The organism is Coprococcus sp. TM115-187, assembly GCF_027679115.1.
Taxonomy (GTDB): Bacteria; Bacillota; Clostridia; order Lachnospirales; family Lachnospiraceae; genus Allocoprococcus; species Allocoprococcus comes.
On the sequence record NZ_JAQEKS010000019.1, the window covers coordinates 18,756 to 39,443 of the forward strand.

Annotated in this window: 17 protein-coding genes and 1 riboswitch; of the genes, 12 read left to right on the forward strand and 5 right to left on the reverse strand. The window is 41.6% G+C overall.

Annotation, left to right across the window (positions count from 1 at the left end):
* The first annotated feature begins 17 nt into the window (after nucleotides 1-17).
* From PGW42_RS11700 to mgtE, 5 genes are all read left to right on the forward strand, one after another.
* Nucleotides 18-995 (forward strand): sugar ABC transporter substrate-binding protein, encoded by a 978-nt coding sequence (locus PGW42_RS11700; protein WP_117824425.1) that lies wholly within the window; start codon nucleotides 18-20, stop codon nucleotides 993-995.
* A gap of 73 nt (nucleotides 996-1,068) precedes the next feature.
* Nucleotides 1,069-3,471: a glycoside hydrolase family 3 N-terminal domain-containing protein gene (locus PGW42_RS11705; protein ID WP_270202989.1), complete on the forward strand. Its 2,403-nt coding sequence runs from the start codon at nucleotides 1,069-1,071 to the stop codon at nucleotides 3,469-3,471.
* Between the two features lie 14 nt (nucleotides 3,472-3,485).
* On the forward strand, nucleotides 3,486-5,849 hold the full coding sequence (yicI, locus tag PGW42_RS11710; protein ID WP_270202990.1) for an alpha-xylosidase: 2,364 nt from the start codon (nucleotides 3,486-3,488) through the stop codon (nucleotides 5,847-5,849).
* A 565-nt stretch (nucleotides 5,850-6,414) separates the two neighbouring features.
* Nucleotides 6,415-6,600 carry a hypothetical protein gene (locus tag PGW42_RS11715; RefSeq protein ID WP_195502196.1) on the forward strand — a complete coding sequence of 62 codons (186 nt, stop codon included), beginning with the start codon at nucleotides 6,415-6,417 and terminating at the stop codon, nucleotides 6,598-6,600.
* Nucleotides 6,601-6,960: 360 nt separating this feature from the next.
* On the forward strand, nucleotides 6,961-8,370 hold the full coding sequence (mgtE, locus tag PGW42_RS11720) for a magnesium transporter (RefSeq protein ID WP_022219946.1): 1,410 nt from the start codon (nucleotides 6,961-6,963) through the stop codon (nucleotides 8,368-8,370).
* 136 nt (nucleotides 8,371-8,506) lie between these two features.
* Here the strand turns inward: mgtE and PGW42_RS11725 are convergent, their stop codons facing one another.
* From PGW42_RS11725 to thiS, 5 genes are read right to left on the reverse strand one after another with little or no spacing between them, the layout of a single operon-like run.
* On the reverse strand, nucleotides 8,507-9,070 hold the full coding sequence (locus PGW42_RS11725) for a thiamine phosphate synthase (RefSeq protein WP_117836143.1): 564 nt from the start codon (nucleotides 9,068-9,070) through the stop codon (nucleotides 8,507-8,509).
* Nucleotides 9,063-10,277, reverse strand: coding sequence for a 2-iminoacetate synthase ThiH (gene thiH / locus PGW42_RS11730; RefSeq protein WP_022219951.1), 1,215 nt, complete (start codon nucleotides 10,275-10,277; stop codon nucleotides 9,063-9,065). Before thiH ends, PGW42_RS11725 begins: the two co-directional genes overlap by 8 nt.
* A gap of 12 nt (nucleotides 10,278-10,289) precedes the next feature.
* Nucleotides 10,290-11,066 (reverse strand): thiazole synthase, encoded by a 777-nt coding sequence (locus PGW42_RS11735; protein WP_118198621.1) that lies wholly within the window; start codon nucleotides 11,064-11,066, stop codon nucleotides 10,290-10,292.
* Between the two features lie 26 nt (nucleotides 11,067-11,092).
* On the reverse strand, nucleotides 11,093-11,734 hold the full coding sequence (thiF, locus tag PGW42_RS11740) for a sulfur carrier protein ThiS adenylyltransferase ThiF (RefSeq protein ID WP_008368611.1): 642 nt from the start codon (nucleotides 11,732-11,734) through the stop codon (nucleotides 11,093-11,095).
* 6 nt (nucleotides 11,735-11,740) lie between these two features.
* Nucleotides 11,741-11,938 (reverse strand): sulfur carrier protein ThiS, encoded by a 198-nt coding sequence (gene thiS / locus PGW42_RS11745; RefSeq protein WP_008368609.1) that lies wholly within the window; start codon nucleotides 11,936-11,938, stop codon nucleotides 11,741-11,743.
* Nucleotides 11,939-12,406: 468 nt separating this feature from the next.
* A riboswitch (TPP riboswitch) is annotated at nucleotides 12,407-12,511 on the reverse strand.
* Nucleotides 12,512-12,850: 339 nt separating this feature from the next.
* Here thiS and PGW42_RS11750 point away from each other — a divergent pair.
* From PGW42_RS11750 to PGW42_RS11780, 7 genes are all read left to right on the forward strand, one after another.
* The gene (locus PGW42_RS11750) at nucleotides 12,851-14,545 is read left to right on the forward strand and encodes a carbon starvation CstA family protein (protein ID WP_270202991.1); all 1,695 of its coding nucleotides are present in this window, start codon (nucleotides 12,851-12,853) and stop codon (nucleotides 14,543-14,545) included.
* A gap of 179 nt (nucleotides 14,546-14,724) precedes the next feature.
* Complete coding sequence (locus tag PGW42_RS11755; RefSeq protein WP_117557289.1) at nucleotides 14,725-15,684, forward strand: sugar-binding transcriptional regulator; 960 nt, start codon at nucleotides 14,725-14,727, stop codon at nucleotides 15,682-15,684.
* A gap of 96 nt (nucleotides 15,685-15,780) precedes the next feature.
* Nucleotides 15,781-16,431 carry a deoxyribose-phosphate aldolase gene (gene deoC, locus PGW42_RS11760; RefSeq protein ID WP_117557291.1) on the forward strand — a complete coding sequence of 217 codons (651 nt, stop codon included), beginning with the start codon at nucleotides 15,781-15,783 and terminating at the stop codon, nucleotides 16,429-16,431.
* A gap of 295 nt (nucleotides 16,432-16,726) precedes the next feature.
* A complete protein-coding gene (locus tag PGW42_RS11765) occupies nucleotides 16,727-17,752 on the forward strand; it encodes a LacI family DNA-binding transcriptional regulator (protein ID WP_195368797.1) in 1,026 nt (341 codons plus the stop codon).
* Between the two features lie 360 nt (nucleotides 17,753-18,112).
* The gene (gene rbsK, locus PGW42_RS11770; protein ID WP_270202992.1) at nucleotides 18,113-19,036 is read left to right on the forward strand and encodes a ribokinase; all 924 of its coding nucleotides are present in this window, start codon (nucleotides 18,113-18,115) and stop codon (nucleotides 19,034-19,036) included.
* Between the two features lie 31 nt (nucleotides 19,037-19,067).
* Nucleotides 19,068-19,508 carry an RbsD/FucU family protein gene (locus tag PGW42_RS11775; protein WP_173688332.1) on the forward strand — a complete coding sequence of 147 codons (441 nt, stop codon included), beginning with the start codon at nucleotides 19,068-19,070 and terminating at the stop codon, nucleotides 19,506-19,508.
* Nucleotides 19,509-19,577: 69 nt separating this feature from the next.
* Complete coding sequence (locus PGW42_RS11780; RefSeq protein WP_330677038.1) at nucleotides 19,578-20,654, forward strand: substrate-binding domain-containing protein; 1,077 nt, start codon at nucleotides 19,578-19,580, stop codon at nucleotides 20,652-20,654.
* Nucleotides 20,655-20,688: the final 34 nt, after the last annotated feature.

The following is a 20,688-nucleotide window of genomic DNA, read 5'->3' on the forward strand; positions in this document are numbered from 1 at the left end:
GTAAAAGGAGAAGGAAAATGAAAAAGAGATTACTTTCAATTTTAATGGTAACAGCAATGTGTGCAACAATGGTGGTCGGCTGTGGAACAGCAGATGATACAAAGGACAGCAGTAGTTCTTCAAAAGGGAAAAGCGATTATCTGGTAGGATTTGCAAATAACAGTGATACATATAACTATTGTGCAAAGTTCAGATCTTATCTGAAAGATGCCACAGAAGCAAAAGGAATTTCAATCACAGTAACAGATGCAGGCGGTGATACAAATGTTCAGAACGGACAGATCGATGATTTTATTGTGCAGAATGCAAATGTTGTATCTGCAATCAGTAATGACCTTGACGGTTCAATTCCGGCACTTGAGGCAGCAAAAGATGCAGGACTTCCGTATGTATCATTCCTTACTTCTGTATCTGGTGGAGACGACTATGACGGATATATTTATGTGGGTTCGCCAAATGAAGATGCAGGAAAAGCACAGGGTGAGTATCTGTGTGATGCATTCCCGGATGGAGCTTCAATCTTGTATTTTACCGGTGCACCAAATGATCAGCAGTATGTCGATCGTAAAAAAGGACTGGAAGAAGCACTTAAGAAAAATCCAAATATCAAAATCCTTGATGAATATAACGTAGAAAATTCAAAAGACCTTGGTATGAGTACTGCAGAAGACAGTCTTCTTTCTTATGACAAGATTGATGCAATTGTATGCCAAAACGATGATGGAGCACTTGGTGTTGTAGAGGCGCTTAAATCAGCAGGAAAACTTGACAGTATTCAGGTACTTGGAATTGACGGAAGTGATGATGCTCTGCAGTCAATTCAGGATGGAGAAATGACAATGACTGCACTTCAGGATGCAAAGGCACAGGCAGAAGCAGGAGCAGATATTTTTGAAAAACTGAAAAAAGGAACAGATCCGGCAGATATCGAAGATGTCAATATTCCATTTAAAATTGTAACAAAAGATAATGTAGCAGATTATTTAAGTAAATAATAAAGAATGAAATTCTCCCCTTGTTAGATGTGATGGCACAAAAGGCAAGGGGAGTGCTGTAAAGGGGACTACTATGGAAAAATACAGGAATAAAGATCTTCCCGTAGAAGAGAGAGTGGAGGATCTGCTGGACAGAATGACTTTTGAAGAGAAAATTGACCAGATTACATGTCTGGTAACTATTGCTGATGATATTCCGGAGTTTGAAAATTATATACCGAATGGCATTGGAAATGTAGGTGCATTTACAGTAGCAGATACGGTAGAGCCAATTGTGGAATATGCGGATAAGTTGCAGAAATATCTGGTAAATCATACACGTCTTGGAATACCGGCACTGATTCACTGTGAGGCGAGTGCTGGGGCACAGTTTACGGAGGCGGATGTATTTCCGAGTGCAATAGCGCAGGCGTCAACGTTTGATACGGAAGTGGTTGGCGAAATGACAGATATTATTCGCAAACAAATGTATTATGTTGGGTTCAGACAGGCACTTTCACCGGTAGTAGATATTACAAGAGATCCGAGATGGGGACGTATTACTGAGACATACGGGGAAGATGCAGCACTTACATCAGCCATGGCATCTGCCTTTGTAAAAGGAATTCAGGGAGATGAGCTGAAAGAAGGGGTTTTGGCGACTGCAAAACATTTTGCAGGTCACGGTATCACAGAGGGCGGTCTTAATATGGGGCGTAATATTGTTTCAGAAAGAGATATGCGGGAGATACACTGTAAGCCGTTTCAATGCGCGATCACGGAAGCAGGACTGAAAAGTGTAATGAATTCCTATTGCTCAGTGAATGGAGAACCGGTTGTAGGATCAAAGAAGATGTTGACAGATATTCTGCGTGGAGAAATGGGATTTCAGGGTTTTGTGGTTTCTGATTATTTGTCACTTGACCGCCTGGTGGATCCGTTTGCTGTCGCTGAGAATTTTGAAGAGGCCGGAATTCGTGCAATCCAGGCTGGATTAGATGTAGAGTATCCAAGATCAAAAGGATTCAGCTATAAAATGAAAGAGTCGATTGAAAGCGGCAGACTCTCTATGGATATAATAGATCAGGCAGTACGGCGTGTTTTGACACAGAAATTTGAACTTGGTTTATTTGAGAATCCTTATCCGGATCTTGAAAAGCTGAAAAAATATCTTCATCTTAAATCAGCAGATGAACTGAATGAAAAAATTGCAGCAGAAAGTTTTACACTGCTTAAAAATGAAAATAAAACACTTCCACTTTCTAAGAAAATTAAGAAAATCGCGGTAATAGGGCCTCATGCGGATAATATTCGAAGTCTTTTTGGTACATTTTCTTATCCGGCTGTACTTGATATGACCATGTCGAGAGAAGAAGATGGGCAGGAATTTGAAGAGCCAGGACTGATTATTTATGATGTTGAACAGAAATATAAAGGTGAGATTCGAGAAGTATCACCACGGGTAAATCGTAAGATTCAAAAGGAATTTCCAAACTCGAGAACATTATGTGCAGCATTGAAGGAATATCTTCCAGAAGCGGAAGTGGTTTATGCACAGGGAATTAACTGCTCTGGAGACAATACAGGTGGCATGGAAGAAGCACTACAGGTGGCAGCAGGGGCAGATGTGATTCTTTTGACTATTGGTGGAAAAAATGGATGGGGCGTAACTTCAACGGTTGGAGAAGGTATAGATTCTACGGATATTGATCTGCCGGGACGACAGGAAGAATTTGCAAGAAGGGTTTATGATCTGCATAAAAAGACAGTGGTTCTTCATTATGATGGCAGACCGCTTTCAAATGAATTTGTGGCATCACATTTTGATGCGATTATGGAAGTATGGCAGCCGGGAGAATATGGCAGTCAGGCACTGTGCAAGGTATTGTTTGGTGAACAGTCACCATCAGGACACCTTCCGGTTACAGTAGCAAGAAATGTAGGACAGCTTCCAGTATACTATGGTCTTCCAAGAGGAAGCGGATATGTATCAGCCGGACATACAGGGATGATTCGCAATAAAAATGGTTATATCAATGATACGGCAGAACCGCTGTATTATTTTGGACACGGTCTAAGTTATACAGAATTTACCTATTCAGATTTGCAGACGGATAAGAAAAACATAAATCCGGATGATACAGTGAAAGTTACTTTTACAGTGAAAAACACAGGAGAATATGATGGCGCGGAAGTCGCACAATTATATTTTTCAGACAAGGTTGCATCAATGGTAAGACCAACAAAGGAACTGGCAGGCTTTGTAAGAATATTCCTGAAAAAAGGGGAAAAGAAGAAAGTTGTATTTGAAATAAAGGTGTCACAATTCGCCTTCCTTGACGAAGAAATGAAGTGGAAAGTAGAAAAGGGTGAAATTGAACTTCTGGTAGGAGCTTCTTGCGAAGATATTCGACTTTCTGATATAGTCAGCATTTCAGAAGATGATTATATTGATGGAAAAACACGGGGATTTTACGCAAAAGCAGTTGTTTGTTAAGAAAGGCTGTGAGTATGAAATTTACAGAAGGATATTGGGAAAAAAATGAAAGAGCCAATGCTTTGTATGCTGTGCAGGCCGGTTATGCAGAAAAAATAGCGGCTGGTATGCGTGTGATTGCAACGTTTAAACCAATCCTGGGAAGAGCGGATGAACTGGATGTCGGTACAATGGTAATGGAATTTACTGCAGCCGGAAAAGATCGGATTCAGGTGACATACACACATTTTCTAGGGTATGAAAACAGAGAGCCACGATTTGAACTTTTTCTGGAACATCAGGAAGCGGAAGTTATAATTTCTGAGGAGGAAGCTGTATTAAAAAGTGGAAAAATGACGGTTCGGGTAGGACTGAAAGAATTTTATATCCGATTTGAGAGAAACGGGAAACTTCTTACCGGTGCAGCTTTTAAAAATGTCGGTTATATGCGCTACAACAGAGGGTATGCAACAAAATATCCAGAAGAAGAGTATATGGCAGAAACCGGGGAACCGTATATGTTAAATGAGTTGCTTCTAACAGCAGGAACGAACGTATATGGATTGGGAGAACGTTTTACAGCATTTGTTAAGAACGGACAGCAGATTGACTGCTGGAATGAAGATGGAGGAACAGCTTCGCAGATCAGCTATAAAAATATTCCATTTTATATCACCAACAGAGGTTATGGCGTTTTTGTTGATCATACTTCCAATGTTTCATTTGAAGTTGCCAGTGAGAAAGTAGAATATGTAGGGTTTTCGGTAAAAGGAGAAGAACTTCGCTATTATGTAATCGGCGGGGATGATATGAAAGAAATTATTCGGAATTATACGGATATGACAGGAAAACCGGCACTTCTTCCAGCGTGGTCTTTCGGTTTGTGGCTGAGTACTTCATTTACAACAGACTATGATGAAAAGACAGCAACAGAGTTTATTGAAGGAATGGAAAAAAGAGATCTTCCGCTGGAAGTGTTTCATTTTGACTGTTTTTGGATGAAAGCATTACACTGGTGCGATTTTGAATGGAACAATAAAATTTTTCCGGAACCGGCAGAAATGCTGAAACGTTATAAAGAAAGAGGACTGAAAATCTGTGTATGGATCAATCCGTATATTGCTCAGAATTCTACACTATTTGCAGAGGGAAAAGAAAAAGGATATTTTCTTTTAAGAAAAGATAGGTTCGGAATCAAGCAGGTAGACAACTGGCAGCCGGGAATGGCAATCGTGGATTTTACGAATCCGGAAGCTGTAAAATGGTATCAAAGTAAATTAAAAATATTGCTTGATATGGGAGTAGACTGCTTTAAAACAGATTTTGGAGAACGAATTCCGATAGACGTAGAGTATCATGATGAAAGCAATCCATGGGGAATGCATAATTATTATACATTTTTGTATAATCGGGCAGTATTTGAGCTTTTAAAAAGAGAACGTGGCGAGAAAGATGCAGTTGTGTTTGCGAGAAGTGCGACAGCAGGCGGACAGCAATTCCCGGTTCACTGGGGTGGTGACTGCACAGGTACATTTGAGTCAATGGCAGAATCTTTAAGAGGAGGCCTTTCTCTTACTCTTTCGGGATTTTCTTATTGGAGTCACGATATTGGGGGATTTGAAGAAGCTGCCAATCCTACGGTATATAAAAGATGGCTGCAGTTTGGAATTTTATCTACTCACAGCAGACTGCATGGTTCCAAGAGTTACCGGGTTCCGTGGACGTTCGATGAAGAGGCAGTTGAGGTGTGTCGGAAGTTTACAAAATTAAAACTTCGTCTGATGCCGTATATCTACGAAGCGGCTGTACGGTCAAATAAATTTGGAATACCTGTTATGAGACCAATGATCATGGAATTTGAAAAAGACCCTGCAGTGCGATATCTGGATCAACAGTATATGCTTGGGGAGCAGATTTTGGTTGCACCGATTTTCAATGAAGAGGGTATTGGTGAGTATTACCTTCCGAAGGGAAGATGGACACATTTGCTCAGCGGAGAAGAAAAAGAAGGTGGACGCTGGTATACAGAAGTGTATGGATTTGATTCTCTGCCGTTGTTTGTCCGTGAGAACACGCTTCTTCCAATTGGTAATAATGAAAAAACGGCAACATATCATTACCCGGAACAGTTACAGATTCTGGTATATCCACTAGAAGAAGACAAGATTGCGGAATGTATTGTTCCAGATGAAAAAGGAAATGAGGTTCTGGATATTACTGCCAGATATAAGGATGAAAAAATTGTTCTGTGCAGTTCAGGGGAAAATGAAGAAATTACATATCTTTTGGTAAATGTTCATGATGTAAAAGAGGTTTGCGGAGCAGAATGGAAAAACACAAAACGCGGAACAGTGATATATCCGAAATGTGATATTGTTGAAATTGTTTTTAGAAAATAAAGAGCAACATGAAAAGGCAGAGATTTTAACAGAATGAAATCTCTGCCTTTTTTGATAGAAAATAATAAATAATATTCATGTTTTCTTCAAAATCGCATATAATGTAATGATAATAAAGCGGAAGGATAGTTGTAAAAAGATGGAACAGTATACGATCCAGATTTATTTGGTTATATTAGCAATATTGGTCATGAGCCTTATGATTGAAAGAAATGACCTGATTGAAAGACAGAAGAAAAGAGAATTTTTGCGTTTCTGGTAGGTGGATATGCACTGATTGAAATTTTATCCGTATATTTCGGATAGATTTATTATATTGATGCGCAGAGCAATTATCATCATGAAAGATTTTATTGGGCATATATTGCTTTTTATCTCGGCTGTAGTTTATATTTTGTTGTTCAGGCATGGAAGTTCGGAGGGAGATATCAGAACAGTAATCGTATTGTATTGGGAACGATACTCTTTTCTTAATCTCTGGTGTTATGTTTGGGATGATAAGCAGTAAGGTACGGACGGATTATATTTGCCTGGCGATGGTTATATTTATTATAGCAGTATTATCGTGAAGACAGATGTAATAACAGGACTTATGAACAGACAGAGCTATGAGGGAAAGATTCCGTATGTATCTGTCGGCTACAGCAGATTTGATCCGGATAAGAATGATTGTGAAAGCTATGTAAAAGAAGAGGATTTACAGATGTATGAGTGGAAGCAGAGGAGTAAAGAGGAGCGAAAAAACAGTTGATTTTTATTTCATGTTAAAAATAAGAAAAAAGCTGATAAAAAAATAATTTTATAAACAGAAAGGTTTGAATTTTGTAGACTAAGGTATTATAATAGCGTAGGAAGTTGAAAACTTCTTAATCAAATTCAAACAAAAGGCAGGTGAACAGAATGGACAGTTGTGATAGTCATGGGCGAAGTATATACGCAGGATGGGAAAATGGCAGCAGTTCATTCTGTTTGTTCGTATAGCATTTCTTATCCTGTTTTCCCGTATTGACATTCATAATTGAATATTGGATGAAAGACAGAAATGTGGAGAATTTTAGACTTTGATTCTGCATGTTTTTGTGCTGGAAAAAGGATAAGGAGGGCGAAAGTTATGGAAAATACACAGGATTATCAGGACTACCAGGACTATAGAGCTGAGATCCTGGGCATTGTAAGAAGCAATGCCTCTCCGGGAATTATGAGAAACAAACTGGAAGACTACCATGAGAATGACCTTGCAGATGTATTCCCGGATCTCTCCGTTGCAGAGCGGCGGAAATTGTGCCGGATTCTGAATCTGGACATGCTTGCGGATATCTTCGAGTATATCGATGAAAAGCAGGCAGCTGAATATCTGGATGAGATGGATGTGCGAAAAGCAGCAGCAATTCTTTCCAGAATGGAAACAGATGCGGTTGTAGATGTACTGCGGATGATTCCAAAAGAAAAGAGAGCTCTTTTGCTAGAGCTGATGGATGATGAAGCCAGAAAGGATATGGCAGTTATTGCTGCATTCGATGATGAAGAGATCGGTTCAAGAATGACCACGAATTACATTGAGATCAGAGAGAATCTTACTGTAAAGCAGGCGATGACCGAACTTGTCAGTCAGGCAGCAAAAAATGACAATATTTCTACAATTTTTATGGTGACAGCGGATCACACCTTCTACGGTGCGATGGATCTGAAGGATCTGATCACGGCAAGACAGGATACACGTCTTGAGGATCTGATCGTGACATCATATCCATATGTATACGGTCACGAGCTGATCGATGACTGTATCGAAAAATTGAAAGATTATTCGGAAAATTCTATTCCGATCCTGGATAACGATAATAAACTTCTCGGTGTTATCACATCCCAGAGCATTGTAGATCTGGTCGATGATGAGATGGGTGAAGATTATGCGATGTTCGCTGGTCTGACTGCAGAAGAAGATTTGAAAGAGCCACTCAAAGAGAGTATGAAAAAACGTCTCCCTTGGCTGCTTGTTCTGCTGGCACTGGGAACAGTTGTATCTTCTGTTGTAGGTGTATTTGAGCAGGTAGTAAGCCAGCTGACGATCATTATGTGTTTCCAGTCACTGATCCTGGACATGGCAGGTAATGTCGGTACCCAGTCACTGGCGGTAACGATTCGTGTTCTGATGGATGAATCACTGACAGGAAAGCAGAAAGTAGAACTGGTATTCAAAGAGATGCGGATCGCATTTTCAAATGGTGCGATTCTTGGAATTTTGTCATTCCTCGTATTAGGACTTTATATTGCACTTTTCAAAGGAAAGACCTGGACATTCGCGTATGCGGTATCCGGCTGTATCGGTCTGTCTCTGATGGTGGCAATGGTAATTTCCGGTGCGGTGGGTACACTGATTCCTCTGTTCTTCAAGAAGATCAATATCGACCCGGCGGTAGCGTCCGGACCACTTATTACGACCATCAACGACCTTGTTGCGGTTGTAGCTTACTATGGACTGTGTGGTATTCTGCTGATCGGAGTGCTTCATCTGGCGGGATAATTATAAAAGAGAGTAAAAAAGAAGCTGGCAAAGAAGTGCAGTTTCGGGTGAAATAAAAAAGACACTGTGCAAGGTGACAATATCAGTTTGATATGCTACCCTGCATAGTGCCTTTTTTATTTTGAGGAATGACCGGTCAGACGTGCATCATCCCTGACATCACACAACCTCCTGCAGCACCGGCATTTTTCAGTTCGTGCAGTTGTGCTTCATCAATTTTGATTCCGCCAATGCCATAAACCGGAATCTGTACAGCTTGGCATACATTCTGCAGAAATGGAAGTCCCCGTGGCGGGAGCCCTTTCTTGCAGTCGGTAACATAAATATGTCCTGCTGTGAGATAGGAAGTTCCCAGCTTTTCCGCTTCGACTGCTTCAGAAACAGAATGGATGGAAGTTCCAACTGTATGAAAATCGGAAACCACTTTCGGATTTTCAAGCAAAAGTGGAAGTGGTAAATGTAGCCTGTCGCAGCCGAGTTCTCTCGCAACGGCTGGATAAAAATGCGGAATAAACGGAACTTTAAACTGTTCACAGATTTCCTTCACCTGCCGGGCAAGAGAAAAATATTCCTCTTCCGGCAGATCTTTTTCACGCAGGATCAGAGCTTTCGGATGCAGCTTGCAGACACGGGTAATCTGTTCTGTAAAAGGACGGGAACAGAGATGGCGGTTTGTTACGGCAATAAGATCTCTATACATAGATATAATCACTCATAACCGGCTGCATATTGTTGGAAAGAAGTGCCTGATAAACCTCATCTACGGAACGTCCGTCAGAAATCTCGAACTGGTCATCTCCCTTATCCTCAATATCATCCACATGGCTTCCGATTCCGGTGCTGACTCCGGCAGAGATTTTTGTTGCAGAAATCTGTACCAGATTGTCTCTTACACGCGCACATTCTCTTGTGGATACCGTAATGCTTGCAAATGGCATAAACAGACGATAAGCGCAGACTACCTGAAGGAGCTGTGGCTCATGGACGTCCATCGGATTGATCCGGTCGTTGTTGATGATCGGACGAAGTCTCGGACAGGAGAAGGCGATTTCGGCATGTGGGTATTTTCTCTGCAGGAGATAAGCATGGTATCCGGTTGCAAAGGCATCCTTGCGGAAATCATCAAGTCCGAGAAGTGCTCCGAATCCGACACCGCGCATGCCGCCCATCAGTGCACGTTCCTGGGCATTGACACGGTATGGGAAGATCCGTTTGTGTCCGGCAAGATGCAGGGTTTCATATTTGTCAGAATTGTAAGTCTCCTGGAATACGGTTACATAATCGGCACCGCACTCGTGGAGGAATGCGTATTCGTCCGAGTTGACCGGATAAATCTCAAGTCCGATGACTTTAAAATATTTACGGGCGATCTTGCAGGCATTTCCGATATATTCCACCGTGGATTTGCTACGGCTTTCACCGGTCAGGATCAGGATCTCCTGAAGACCTGTTTTGGCGATGGCTGCCATTTCTTTTTCAATTTCTTCCTCATTTAACTGTGCACGGTTGATCTTGTTGTGGCAGTTGAAACCACAGTAAATACAATAGTTTTCGCAGTAGTTTGCAATGTAGATCGGAGTAAACATGTAGACGCTGTTTCCGAAATGTTTTCGTGTCTCTGCCTGTGCAGCCTGTGCGATCTCCTCAAGAAGAGGAAGTGCGGCAGGTGAGAGAAGTGCAGCGAAATCCTCCGGTGTACGGATGTCATGCGCAATGGCGCGTCTTACGTCAGCTTCGGTATATTTTTCATAATCATAAGCGTTCATGGCACTTATGACCTGATCCATTACGTCAGATCCGATATCTTCCATTCCCGGAAGGTAAGTCATATGATCAATGCGGTTTTTCTTCTGGTCCTCCAGAATTTCCTCACTTAAAATACTTTCGTTGATATGTGAATTTTCCATTTTGACTGCCTCCTAATTCTCTAAGAATCCTGTCAGAGGTGAGGATGCGCTTGCGCCTCTTTCGATGGTGCGTCCCAGTCCGGAAAGATAAGCACTGCGTCCGGCTTCGATGGCTTTCTTGAAAGCTTCTGCCATGGCAGGAACATCTCCTGCAGTTGCGATAGCAGTATTTGCCATGACAGCGGAAGCACCCATTTCCATGGCTTCACAAGCCTGGGAAGGGCGACCAATTCCGGCATCAACGATAATCGGCAGATCGATCTCATCAATCAGGATCTGGATGAAATCCTTTGTGCTGAGCCCTTTGTTGGAACCGATTGGAGAGCCGAGTGGCATAATGCAGGCAGCTCCGGCATCAGCAAGTGCTCTTGCAGCATTCAGATCCGGGTACATATACGGCATGACAACAAAGCCTTCTTTTGCAAGGATTTCTGTTGCTTTGATGGTTTCGTAGTTGTCCGGAAGCAAGTATTTGGAATCATGAACGACTTCGATCTTTACAAAGTCGCCGCATCCGACTTCACGGGAAAGTCTGGCGATACGGACTGCCTCCTCAGCATTACGTGCACCGGATGTATTTGGAAGCAGGGTTACATTGTCCGGAATATAGTCCAGGATATTTGCAAGACCGCCTTCATTTGCGCGACGCAGGGCAAGTGTGATGATCTGAGCTTCTGCTTTTTCGATACAGGCTTTTACAAGATCCAGAGAAAATTTACCGGATCCGAGAATAAAACGGGAAGTGAATTCATGACCTCCCAGGATAAATTTATCTTCATTTGTACTCATAATAAAGTTCCTTCTTTCTTATATTTTTAAATTTCTTCTTCACCGAGGATCAGCCGCGTGATCATGTTGGCTTCATGTGCGGCACAGATGGCAACACGCGGCGCCATCAGTCCATGACCGTAAGTTGGTGCTGTCACGCCATCACCACACAGATAAAAGTTTTTCATGATCCGTTTTGTGATAATGGTATTGCTACTTCCATAGCCGGCCATTCCGGTTGCGGATACGAGCTTTTTCTCTGGGAAATGTTCCAGAATTCCATTGACCAGCATTGCTTTGGCTTCCGGATTATCAAAAGCTTCGCAGACAATTGTGGCATCTGCAAATAATTCCTGCAGATTATCGTCCGTAACTTTTACACAGTCCGTGCGGATATCCAGATACGGATTGATCTTCAGAAGCAGGGATTTCAGGGCATCGGTCTTGTACATTCCGATATGCTCCATGAAATATTGCTGGCGGTTCAGATTGGTAATGTCAACTACGTCAAAATCAATCAGGTGAAGATGACCGACACCGATCCGTGCAAGCGCATAAGCAACATTAGAGCCAAGGCCGCCAAGCCCTGCGATCGCTACATTTCCTGCCGAGAGAAGCTTCTGCGTCTCCGGTGAATGTCGCTCGTCAAGGGCGGTGTAGATTTCTTCTTTTGTAAGTGTATGATACATGATTTCTTAGCCTCCTCCTACAAAACTTACAACCTCCAGACGGTCCCCGTCTTTGAGCATGGTGTCAGAATAGCTGTATTTTGGTAAAATATCACCATTCATTTCAACGGCGATTCGTTTGATCTGATAATTGTTTTGTTCCAGATAATCCGCAACACTGAGCGGTCCGGTCAGAGTAACTTCTTTACCATTAACTGTAATCATGGAAAAACCTCCTTTCAAAACGGAAAAGTTCTTGAAAATGAAAAAAGAGTCCACAAAGAATTACACCCGTGGTGGTGTACCCCTTCATGAACTCTCGCCCAATCTCAACTTTACCTTATTCATTTTCGTGTAAACCCTGGTTGAATGTGGAATTTCATGATGTTGGGGTCAAAAGGTATTTTGACCCCTTTGATACCAGATTGCTACGTGCTTTGCACTCTCGCAATCCTCAAAAACATTCGTAATCCGCTCATTTTTCTTTGAAAAATGGCTACTTACTCATGTTTTTGGCGGGTCAAGAGGTCAAAAATCCTCTTGCAAGCAAGCTTGCATCAGCTTTCTGACCTTTTGACCCTGGTATCATTTCATATTATTATAAGAAATCCTGTTTCTCAAATATCATCAGAGTATGCTGATGGTATTTGACGCCGTATATCAAAAAAAGAGAGATACCAATGTATCTCCCGTTATCATCAAAATATACGTTCCTACGTTGGCATTATCCAAATCAGGTATATGGGTCGAAGTTCTGAACTTCCTCTCAGCCTGTCAAACAAGCTCCCCGTTTCATTTACAAAATTCAGTATAGTTCGGTTGAGGAAAAATGTCAATATCAATATAAAAATATATCCGGGCATATTCTGGAGTCAGATACAGGTGCCACGGACAAGTTGTATATTACAGGAGTGCTTTTATAGAACGGTCATATGTTTTTGTAACGCGGAGCATGGAAAAATGCACAAAAAAACAGAGCGTACTCTAAAAAATCATGTGAACGTGCCGAAATTGCGTGAAGTCCATTGACAAATAGGCTTTAAAGAGTTAAAACACCACTATAGTAATTTGATAAAATTTTTATTTATCTTATTAAAACTTAATTATATTAACTGGAAGAGAAAGAGAGGGATTAGTATGAATACATTAGTTATCGTATTGATCGCAGCAGTACTTCTTAGCTGTGCATATGTATTCTACGGCCGCTGGCTCGCTAATAAGTGGGGAATCGATCCAAAAGCAGAGACTCCGGCAAAGAAATTTGAAGATGGAAAGGATTATGTTCCGACAGACGGATGGACCGTGTTCAGTCATCAGTTTTCGTCAATTGCAGGTGCAGGTCCTGTTACCGGTGCAATTCAGGCAGCAGTATTTGGATGGGTTCCGGTATTCCTGTGGATCATCGTTGGAGGTATTTTCTTCGGTGCTGTTACAGACTTCGGTGCACTGTATGCCAGTATAAAGAACGAAGGAAAGTCTATGGGACTTCTGATCGAAAAATATATCGGTAAATTCGGACGAAAAGTATTCCTGCTTTTCTGCTGGCTGTTTACACTTCTTGTAATCGCAGCATTCGCAGACATGGTTGCAGGTACATTTAACGCTTACACAGAAGTGGACGGTGTCGTAAAACTTGCAGATGCATCAAAGACAAACGGAGCCGCAGGAACCATTTCCCTGCTGTTTATCGTATTTGCTATGATTTTTGGCCTGGTACAGAAAAAATTCCGGTTCCACGGATGGAAAGAAACAGTTGTCGGTCTTGTATTTACAGTAGCTGCTCTTGGCCTTGGTATGTTAGCACCGATCACAGCAACAAAAGCTACATGGACTTACATTACATTTGTATATATCTTCTTTACAGCAGTACTTCCGATGTGGATCTTAAAGCAGCCTCGTGATACCATGACAACTTATATGTTCATCGGTATGATCGTAGGAGCTGCACTGGGACTTCTGGTTGCACATCCAACCATGAACCTTCCGGTATTTACAGGCTTCCACAATGATACACTTGGAGATATGTTCCCAATCCTGTTCGTTACGGTAGCATGTGGTGCCGTATCCGGATTCCACAGCCTGGTTTCATCCGGTACTTCTTCAAAGACAGTATCCAATGAAAAAGATATGCTGAAGGTTGGATATGGAGCCATGGTTCTGGAAAGTCTTCTTGCAGTTCTCGCACTTTGCGTAGCTGGTGCAGCCGCAGCAGCAGACGGAACACCGGCAGCAGGAACACCATTCCAGGTATTCTCAAGCGGTGTTGCAGGATTCTTTGAAATGTTCGGAGTTCCGGTTTATGTAGCACAGTGCTTCATGACCATGTGCGTATCTGCACTTGCACTTACCAGTCTGGATGCAGTAGCACGTATCGGACGTATGAGTTTCCAGGAACTCTTCAGTGTAGATGATATGGAACATGCAGAAGGATGGAGAAAACTCCTTTGCAATACATATTTCTCAACAATCGTGACTCTGTTATGTGCTTACGTTCTGACACGTATCGGATATGCAAATATCTGGCCACTGTTCGGATCAGCAAACCAGTTACTGTCAGCACTTGTACTTGTAACACTTTGTGTATTCATGAAGGTAACAGGAAGAAGCAACAAGATGCTGTTCGCACCGCTGATTATCATGCTTTGTGTAACAGGAACCGCACTGGTAGAGAGAACCATCGGACTTGTAAAAGCATATGCAGCAGGTTCCGCTACTTTCCTTGTAGAAGGACTGCAGCTGATCATCGCAGTTCTGCTGATGGCACTCGGACTTGTTATTGTGATCAATTCTCTGAAGGCTTACTTTGGAGCTAAGAAAGAGTCTGAAGCGTAGGATTTATAAAATATGACGAAAAGGGATGGCTTGTCAAAATGATGGGCTGTCTCTTTTTTAGTGAAATGAGAAGGCGTTTAGACGTATATTCTTTCGGAAAAAGTATACGGAGACTTTGAAAATGTGATATGATTTGGATAGATTTTGGGAATAAAGTATGAAATGGCGGTTAATGTAATATGGAAAAAAAGGATTATGGAGATAAAAAGACGGAGTTGCTGGTGAAAGTCGCAAGAATGTATTACGAGGACAGCATGAGCCAGGAGGAGATCGCGAGTGAAATTGCCTGTTCCAGACCGTATGTATCCAGACTTCTGACGGATGCAAAAGAGATGGGAATCGTCCAGTTCAAGGTTGTGCCTCCAAAGGGATATGAACTGGAGATGGAGAGAAGACTCCGGGAAAAGGGTAGCCTTGAGAAGGTTATCATTGTGCCGAAAAAAAGTAATCTTCCAAAGCTGACAGCGGTGGCAAAGGCGGCTGCAGAATATCTTGAATCGGTTGTGGAAAATGGAGATATAATTGGATATTCGTGGGGGAATACGGTGTATTCTGTGTCGAATTTCCTGAGCCAGAAAGAAGATCTATCAGATGTGACAGTTGTGCAGTTGTGTGGTGGAGTCAGCAATTTACAGAATAATATCTATTCAACAGAAATCGCGAAAAATTTTGCAAAGGCGTGGGATGCGAAGCCGTATGCAATGATGTGTCCGGCTATGGTAGACAGCAAAGAGATAAAGGACGTTTTCGTCAGTGATTCCAATGTAAAGAAGGTGCTGGAATATGGCGATGAAGCCAATACACTCCTGATCACCATGGGAGCCTATGGTGTGCAGAATGCAGTATGCCGGGCAGGATATCTGAAAGAAGAAGAGATGCAGGAGCTGATCGTGAAAGGCGCAGTCGGGGACATTTGCGATCATTTAATCAATGACCAGGGAGAACTTTGCGATGAAGCGTTGGATGAACGGACGGTTTCGGTTCCACTGGCAGAGCTGAAAAAGAAGAAACGGAGGATTGGAGTTGCTTCAGGACAGAGTAAAGTAGAATGTATTTGTGGGGCGATCAGAGGGAAGATTATCAATGTTCTGATCACAGACGAAGATACGGCAGGAAAAGTCATTGAAAGATTAGAATAGCCATTGACAGGGTGGAATCCATGTGCTAATATCAAGGCATGAACAAAAGTTACTGAGCTGTTAACAAATGTAACCACAAGAAAAGGAGATATGGACATGGATAAAAAAGAAATCGCAAAATATTTAGATGATACCCTTTTAAAGGCAGATGCAACACCAGAACAGATTGTAAAGATCTGCGAAGAAGCTAAGACATACGGATGCGCATCTGTTTGTGTAAACTCAGGATATGTACCGCTTGTTTCAAAAGAACTTGCAGGATCAGAAGTAAAGACATGCTGTGTAATCGGATTTCCTCTTGGAGCATGCACATCAGAGGCAAAGGCTGCAGAGACAACAGACAGCATTGAAAAAGGTGCAAACGAAGTTGATATGGTAATCAACGTAGGACGTGCAAAAGCAGGCGAATGGGATTATGTAAAGAGCGACATCGAAGCAGTTGTAAAAGCGGCAGCAGGAAAAGCTCTTGTAAAAGTAATCATCGAGACATGTCTTCTGACAGATGAAGAAAAAATAAAAGCATGCCAGGCTGCAAAAGAAGCTGGAGCAGATTTTGTTAAGACATCTACAGGATTTTCAACAGGTGGAGCAAAAGTAGAAGATATCCGTCTTATGAGAGAAACTGTTGGACCAGATATGGGCGTAAAAGCTTCAGGCGGAGTACGTGATTTTGAAAAAGCACAGGCTATGATCGAAGCTGGTGCAACAAGAATCGGTACAAGCAGCGCTGCAGGAATCGTAGAATAGACAGATAAATAAGCGATAATAATAAATTGAGTCATTTTTAGAAGTAAATTCTATGAATGGCTCATTTTTTACGTCACAATAAAGAGAGAATCCAGTTTTGCAAGTGATTTTATGTTTAACAGGAGAAGTTGAGCGTTTTTTGTACATGCATGAAATCAGCTTTTGGATAAAATCTATGAAATAAATTGAAAAAGTTTCTTGAAAATATTTGACAAAATATGTCTGAAATGCTATGGTATACGCAAAGAAACCGGTTACAAAACTAAAGTGCCAATATGAGGAGAAAATGGGGAAAATGAACATATACGATATTGCAAAAAAAGCAAATGTTTCACCGGCAACCGTATCGCGTGTGCTGAATGGGAACCAGAGCGTGAGAGAAAAAACGAGAAAAAAGGTACAGCAGATCATAGATGAGAGCAATTATGTGCCAAATTCACTGGCACGGAGCCTGAGCGTGGGGGACATCCGGAATATTGCATTTCTGGCGCCGGATATCGAGAACTCATTCTTCAGCAAGATCTTGCACGGACTTTCAGATACGGCAAGTCAGTATGATTATAATGTATTCATGTATGGAACCAATGATGATCTGGAGGTAGAACACCGGATGTTGGAAGGAATCCGGAAGGAAATGGTGAAAGGGGTTGTGTTGATTCCTGTCACAGATAATGATGAAAAGACGATAGAGCTGTTGAAAGAGCTGGAAAAGAATCAGATCCCGGTTGTACTGCTCGACCGTGATATCCGCGGAGAAAATTTTGATGGCGTCTATTCGGATGACTGCCAGGGAGCGAAAGATGCGGTGAACTGCCTGATTGAAGAGGGGCATAAAAAAATCGCAATTGTCACAGGTGATGAGAATACAAGACCTGGAAGAGAGCGACTGAAAGGATACAGAAAAGCCCTGAAAGAGGCGGGGATTGAGGAAAAACCAGAATATATCGTGAATGGACATTTCAAAGAAAATATGTCCTATAAAGTTTGCCAGAAGCTGATGGAGCTTCCGGATCCGCCGACGGCAATCTTTTCATCGAACAACCTGACAACGCTTGGATGTCTGAAATATATGAAGGAACACAAGATCCGTATCGGAAAAGATATTTCTCTGGTGGGATTTGATGAGATTCATGAGTTGACGTATACAGAGCTGGAACTGACAGTGGTTGACCGTCCGATCTATGAGATGGGCTGTGCGGCGCTGGAATTATTCGAGATGAGTGTCCGGTCTATGGAAGAAGGCAGGAATAAGGTTCTGAAACATACAAGTCTTGTAGAAACAAAATTGATCCGCAGAGGATCTGAGATGCTGAAAAAATAACAGAAGAACAGAGACATGAAACAGGGTATTGGTTTTCCGGTACTCTGTTTTTTTACTTTTTTGAATGAAAATAAATTGGACGAAATATATCCGTCTTGTTTCTGAGTTTTCAGATAGGAATACTTTTTGATAAATAATCATCAATATGCAACCGGTTTCTCGTTCGGATAAATAAAGATAATGGTAAAAATGCACTAAAAATAGTTGATAAAACTAGATAAATAAACAAAAACGTGCATATAAGCAGAAAAAACATTGACATTACAAGGTGGACAGGTTTAGAATGAAAACAAATAAAAGAAACCGCTTTCAAAACGAGAAAGCAAAAAATAGACTGAGAAAAGAAAGAGGAAAAATAAAATGAAAAAGGTTGCAGTATTCGGAAGCTTCGTAGTAGATCTGATGGCAAGATCACCACACCTTCCGGTTCCGGGGGAAACAGTAAAAGGTTCTATGTTCAAGATGGGACCTGGTGGAAAAGGATTTAACCAGTGTGTTGCAGCACACAAAGCAGGAGCAGACGTTGTGATGATGACAAAGGTTGGAACCGATACATTTGCAAATGTAATGCTCGATACCATGACAGAGTTGAACATGTCAAAGGACAACATTTTCATCACCAAAGAAACAGAAACAGGAATCGCACTGATCCTGGTAGATGAAAATTCAAGCCAGAATGAGATTATCATCGTACCTGGCGCATGCAACACCATTACTGCAGAAGAGGTAGCAAGTGTTGAAAATGTAATCAAAGAATGTGAATACGTTTTGTTACAGCTTGAAGTTAATCAGGATGCTAACGAGATGATCGTAGACATGGCAAATAAATATGGATGCAAGGTCATCATGAACACAGCACCATATGCACCGATGACAGACGAATTCCTTTCTAAATGCTATATGGTAACACCGAATGAGGTAGAAGCAGAAGAAATCACAGGCGTTGAAGTGAAAGACCTTGATTCTGCAAAACAGGCAGCTGCTTACTTCAGAGAAAAAGGTGTCACAGATGTAGTTATCACCCTTGGATCAAGAGGAGTGTTCGTATCATCAAAAGGCAAAGAAATCGTTGTACCGGCATACAAAGTAGATGCAATCGATACAACCGGTGCAGGGGATGCATTTAACGGAGGACTTCTTGCAGCACTTTCCGAAGGAAAAGAACTCTGGGAAGCAGTAAGATTTGCGAATGGACTTGCAGCACTTTCCGTACAGAGACTTGGAACAACACCGGCTATGCCGACAAGAGAAGAGATTGATAAATTCCTTGCAGAACACGAATAAGAAGGAATTTACAAATAAAGGAGGAAGAAAGATGTTAAAAGGAATACCGGAAATTATTGGATCAGATTTATTGAAAGCACTGGCAGACATGGGACACGGTGACATTCTTGTTATCGCAGATCATTTTTATCCGCCGTATTCAAAATCACCAAATGCAGTAAGCATTCAGGCAAAAGGCAACACAGCACCGGAAATGATCGATGCAATCTTAAAACTTATGCCGCTGGATACAGAATACTGCGCAACACCATTAGAGTACATGGTTCCGGATGCTGATTCAGGAGTTGAGATGGAACAGTGCGATACATGGGATGAAGCGATCGAAGCAGCAAAGAGAAATGGTTATGAGAACTGTGCAGGACCAATCGAACGTACAAAATTCTATGAAAAAGCAGGAAAAGCTGTTCTTACAGTTTGTACAAGCGAAACAAGACCATATGGATGCTTTATGTTACAAAAAGGGGTTATGTAAATAAAGCACGTGAGAATGAAACGTTTTAAAGTGTAACTTATATAAGAAACATCAAGGAGGAAAAAAGTTATGAAAATGAAAAAGGTAGTATCAATGTTACTGGTCGGCGCAATGACACTTTCGTTAGCAGCTTGCTCAGGCGGAAAATCATCAGGATCTTCTGATGACAAATCATCAAGCAAGGGAGGATCAGATAAGAAATCTTATCACGTAATTTATTTAACACCTTCTACAGCATCCCAGTTCTGGACATATGTTGGAATCGGTATTGAGAACGCTATGAAAGATATCGAAGAGAGCGAAGGAATCACAGTTGATTATGAAGTTGTCGGACCAGCTGAAGAAAGCCAGACAGAAGACTATGTAACAACATTTGAACAGTGTATCGGAAAACAGCCAGATGCAATCGTTACAGCTACACTTGCAATTGATGCAACTGTACCGAAGGCTCAGGAAGCTACAAATGCAGGAATCGTTCTGAACTTCGTAAACTGCGGTATCGGAACTGGCGATGACGGTGCAAATGAAGATTACTACAACGAATTCTACTACTGTTCAAATGATACAATCGGTGAAATGGCAGCAGAAGCATTCAAGGACGCTATGGATGCCAAAGGTGTTACAAGCGGTGTCCTTGGTATGAACACAAACGTTGAAAATGAAGCTCTTAACCACAGAATCGATGGTTTCAGAAACAAGATCGCAGAGATTGCACCGGAACTTGAACTGACAGATACATATTACAACGGTAATGATGTAGAAACAGCTCAGAAGAATGCAGAAAATATTATTTCTACATACGGAGACAAGCTGATCGGTATGTATTCAGGAAACAACATTACAGGTGATGGTGTGTGCAATGCAGTTGCAGATTCTAACGTAGGCGATAAGTTTATCAACGTAGCAGTTGACTCAGATGATATTGAAATCCAGGCTCTGAAAAATGGTGTCTTAGATGCAATTATCGTTCAGGATGCATACGCTCAGGGATACAAATGTATGGAAAATGCACTTCGTACACTGATCGATGGAAAAAACCCTGAATCTAAGAAACAGGTTAACTGCCCACCAGTTGTTATCACAAAAGACAACATGGACGACAGCGATATGCAGGATCTGCTTGATCCTACAAGACTTCAGAAATAGTCTTAATAGAACAGTAGTTACACTTTAATAATAA

Coding starts and splice junctions, on each gene's coding strand:
- PGW42_RS11700 (WP_117824425.1), top strand. CDS start 18: ATGAAAAAGAGATTACTTTCAATTTTAATGGTAACAGCAATGTGTGCA.
- PGW42_RS11705 (WP_270202989.1), top strand. CDS start 1,069: ATGGAAAAATACAGGAATAAAGATCTTCCCGTAGAAGAGAGAGTGGAG.
- yicI (WP_270202990.1), top strand. CDS start 3,486: ATGAAATTTACAGAAGGATATTGGGAAAAAAATGAAAGAGCCAATGCT.
- mgtE (WP_022219946.1), top strand. CDS start 6,961: ATGGAAAATACACAGGATTATCAGGACTACCAGGACTATAGAGCTGAG.
- PGW42_RS11725 (WP_117836143.1), bottom strand. CDS start 9,070: ATGTATAGAGATCTTATTGCCGTAACAAACCGCCATCTCTGTTCCCGT.
- thiH (WP_022219951.1), bottom strand. CDS start 10,277: ATGGAAAATTCACATATCAACGAAAGTATTTTAAGTGAGGAAATTCTG.
- PGW42_RS11735 (WP_118198621.1), bottom strand. CDS start 11,066: ATGAGTACAAATGAAGATAAATTTATCCTGGGAGGTCATGAATTCACT.
- thiF (WP_008368611.1), bottom strand. CDS start 11,734: ATGTATCATACACTTACAAAAGAAGAAATCTACACCGCCCTTGACGAG.
- thiS (WP_008368609.1), bottom strand. CDS start 11,938: ATGATTACAGTTAATGGTAAAGAAGTTACTCTGACCGGACCGCTCAGT.
- PGW42_RS11750 (WP_270202991.1), top strand. CDS start 12,851: ATGAATACATTAGTTATCGTATTGATCGCAGCAGTACTTCTTAGCTGT.
- PGW42_RS11755 (WP_117557289.1), top strand. CDS start 14,725: ATGGAAAAAAAGGATTATGGAGATAAAAAGACGGAGTTGCTGGTGAAA.
- deoC (WP_117557291.1), top strand. CDS start 15,781: ATGGATAAAAAAGAAATCGCAAAATATTTAGATGATACCCTTTTAAAG.
- PGW42_RS11765 (WP_195368797.1), top strand. CDS start 16,727: ATGAACATATACGATATTGCAAAAAAAGCAAATGTTTCACCGGCAACC.
- rbsK (WP_270202992.1), top strand. CDS start 18,113: ATGAAAAAGGTTGCAGTATTCGGAAGCTTCGTAGTAGATCTGATGGCA.
- PGW42_RS11775 (WP_173688332.1), top strand. CDS start 19,068: ATGTTAAAAGGAATACCGGAAATTATTGGATCAGATTTATTGAAAGCA.
- PGW42_RS11780 (WP_330677038.1), top strand. CDS start 19,578: ATGAAAATGAAAAAGGTAGTATCAATGTTACTGGTCGGCGCAATGACA.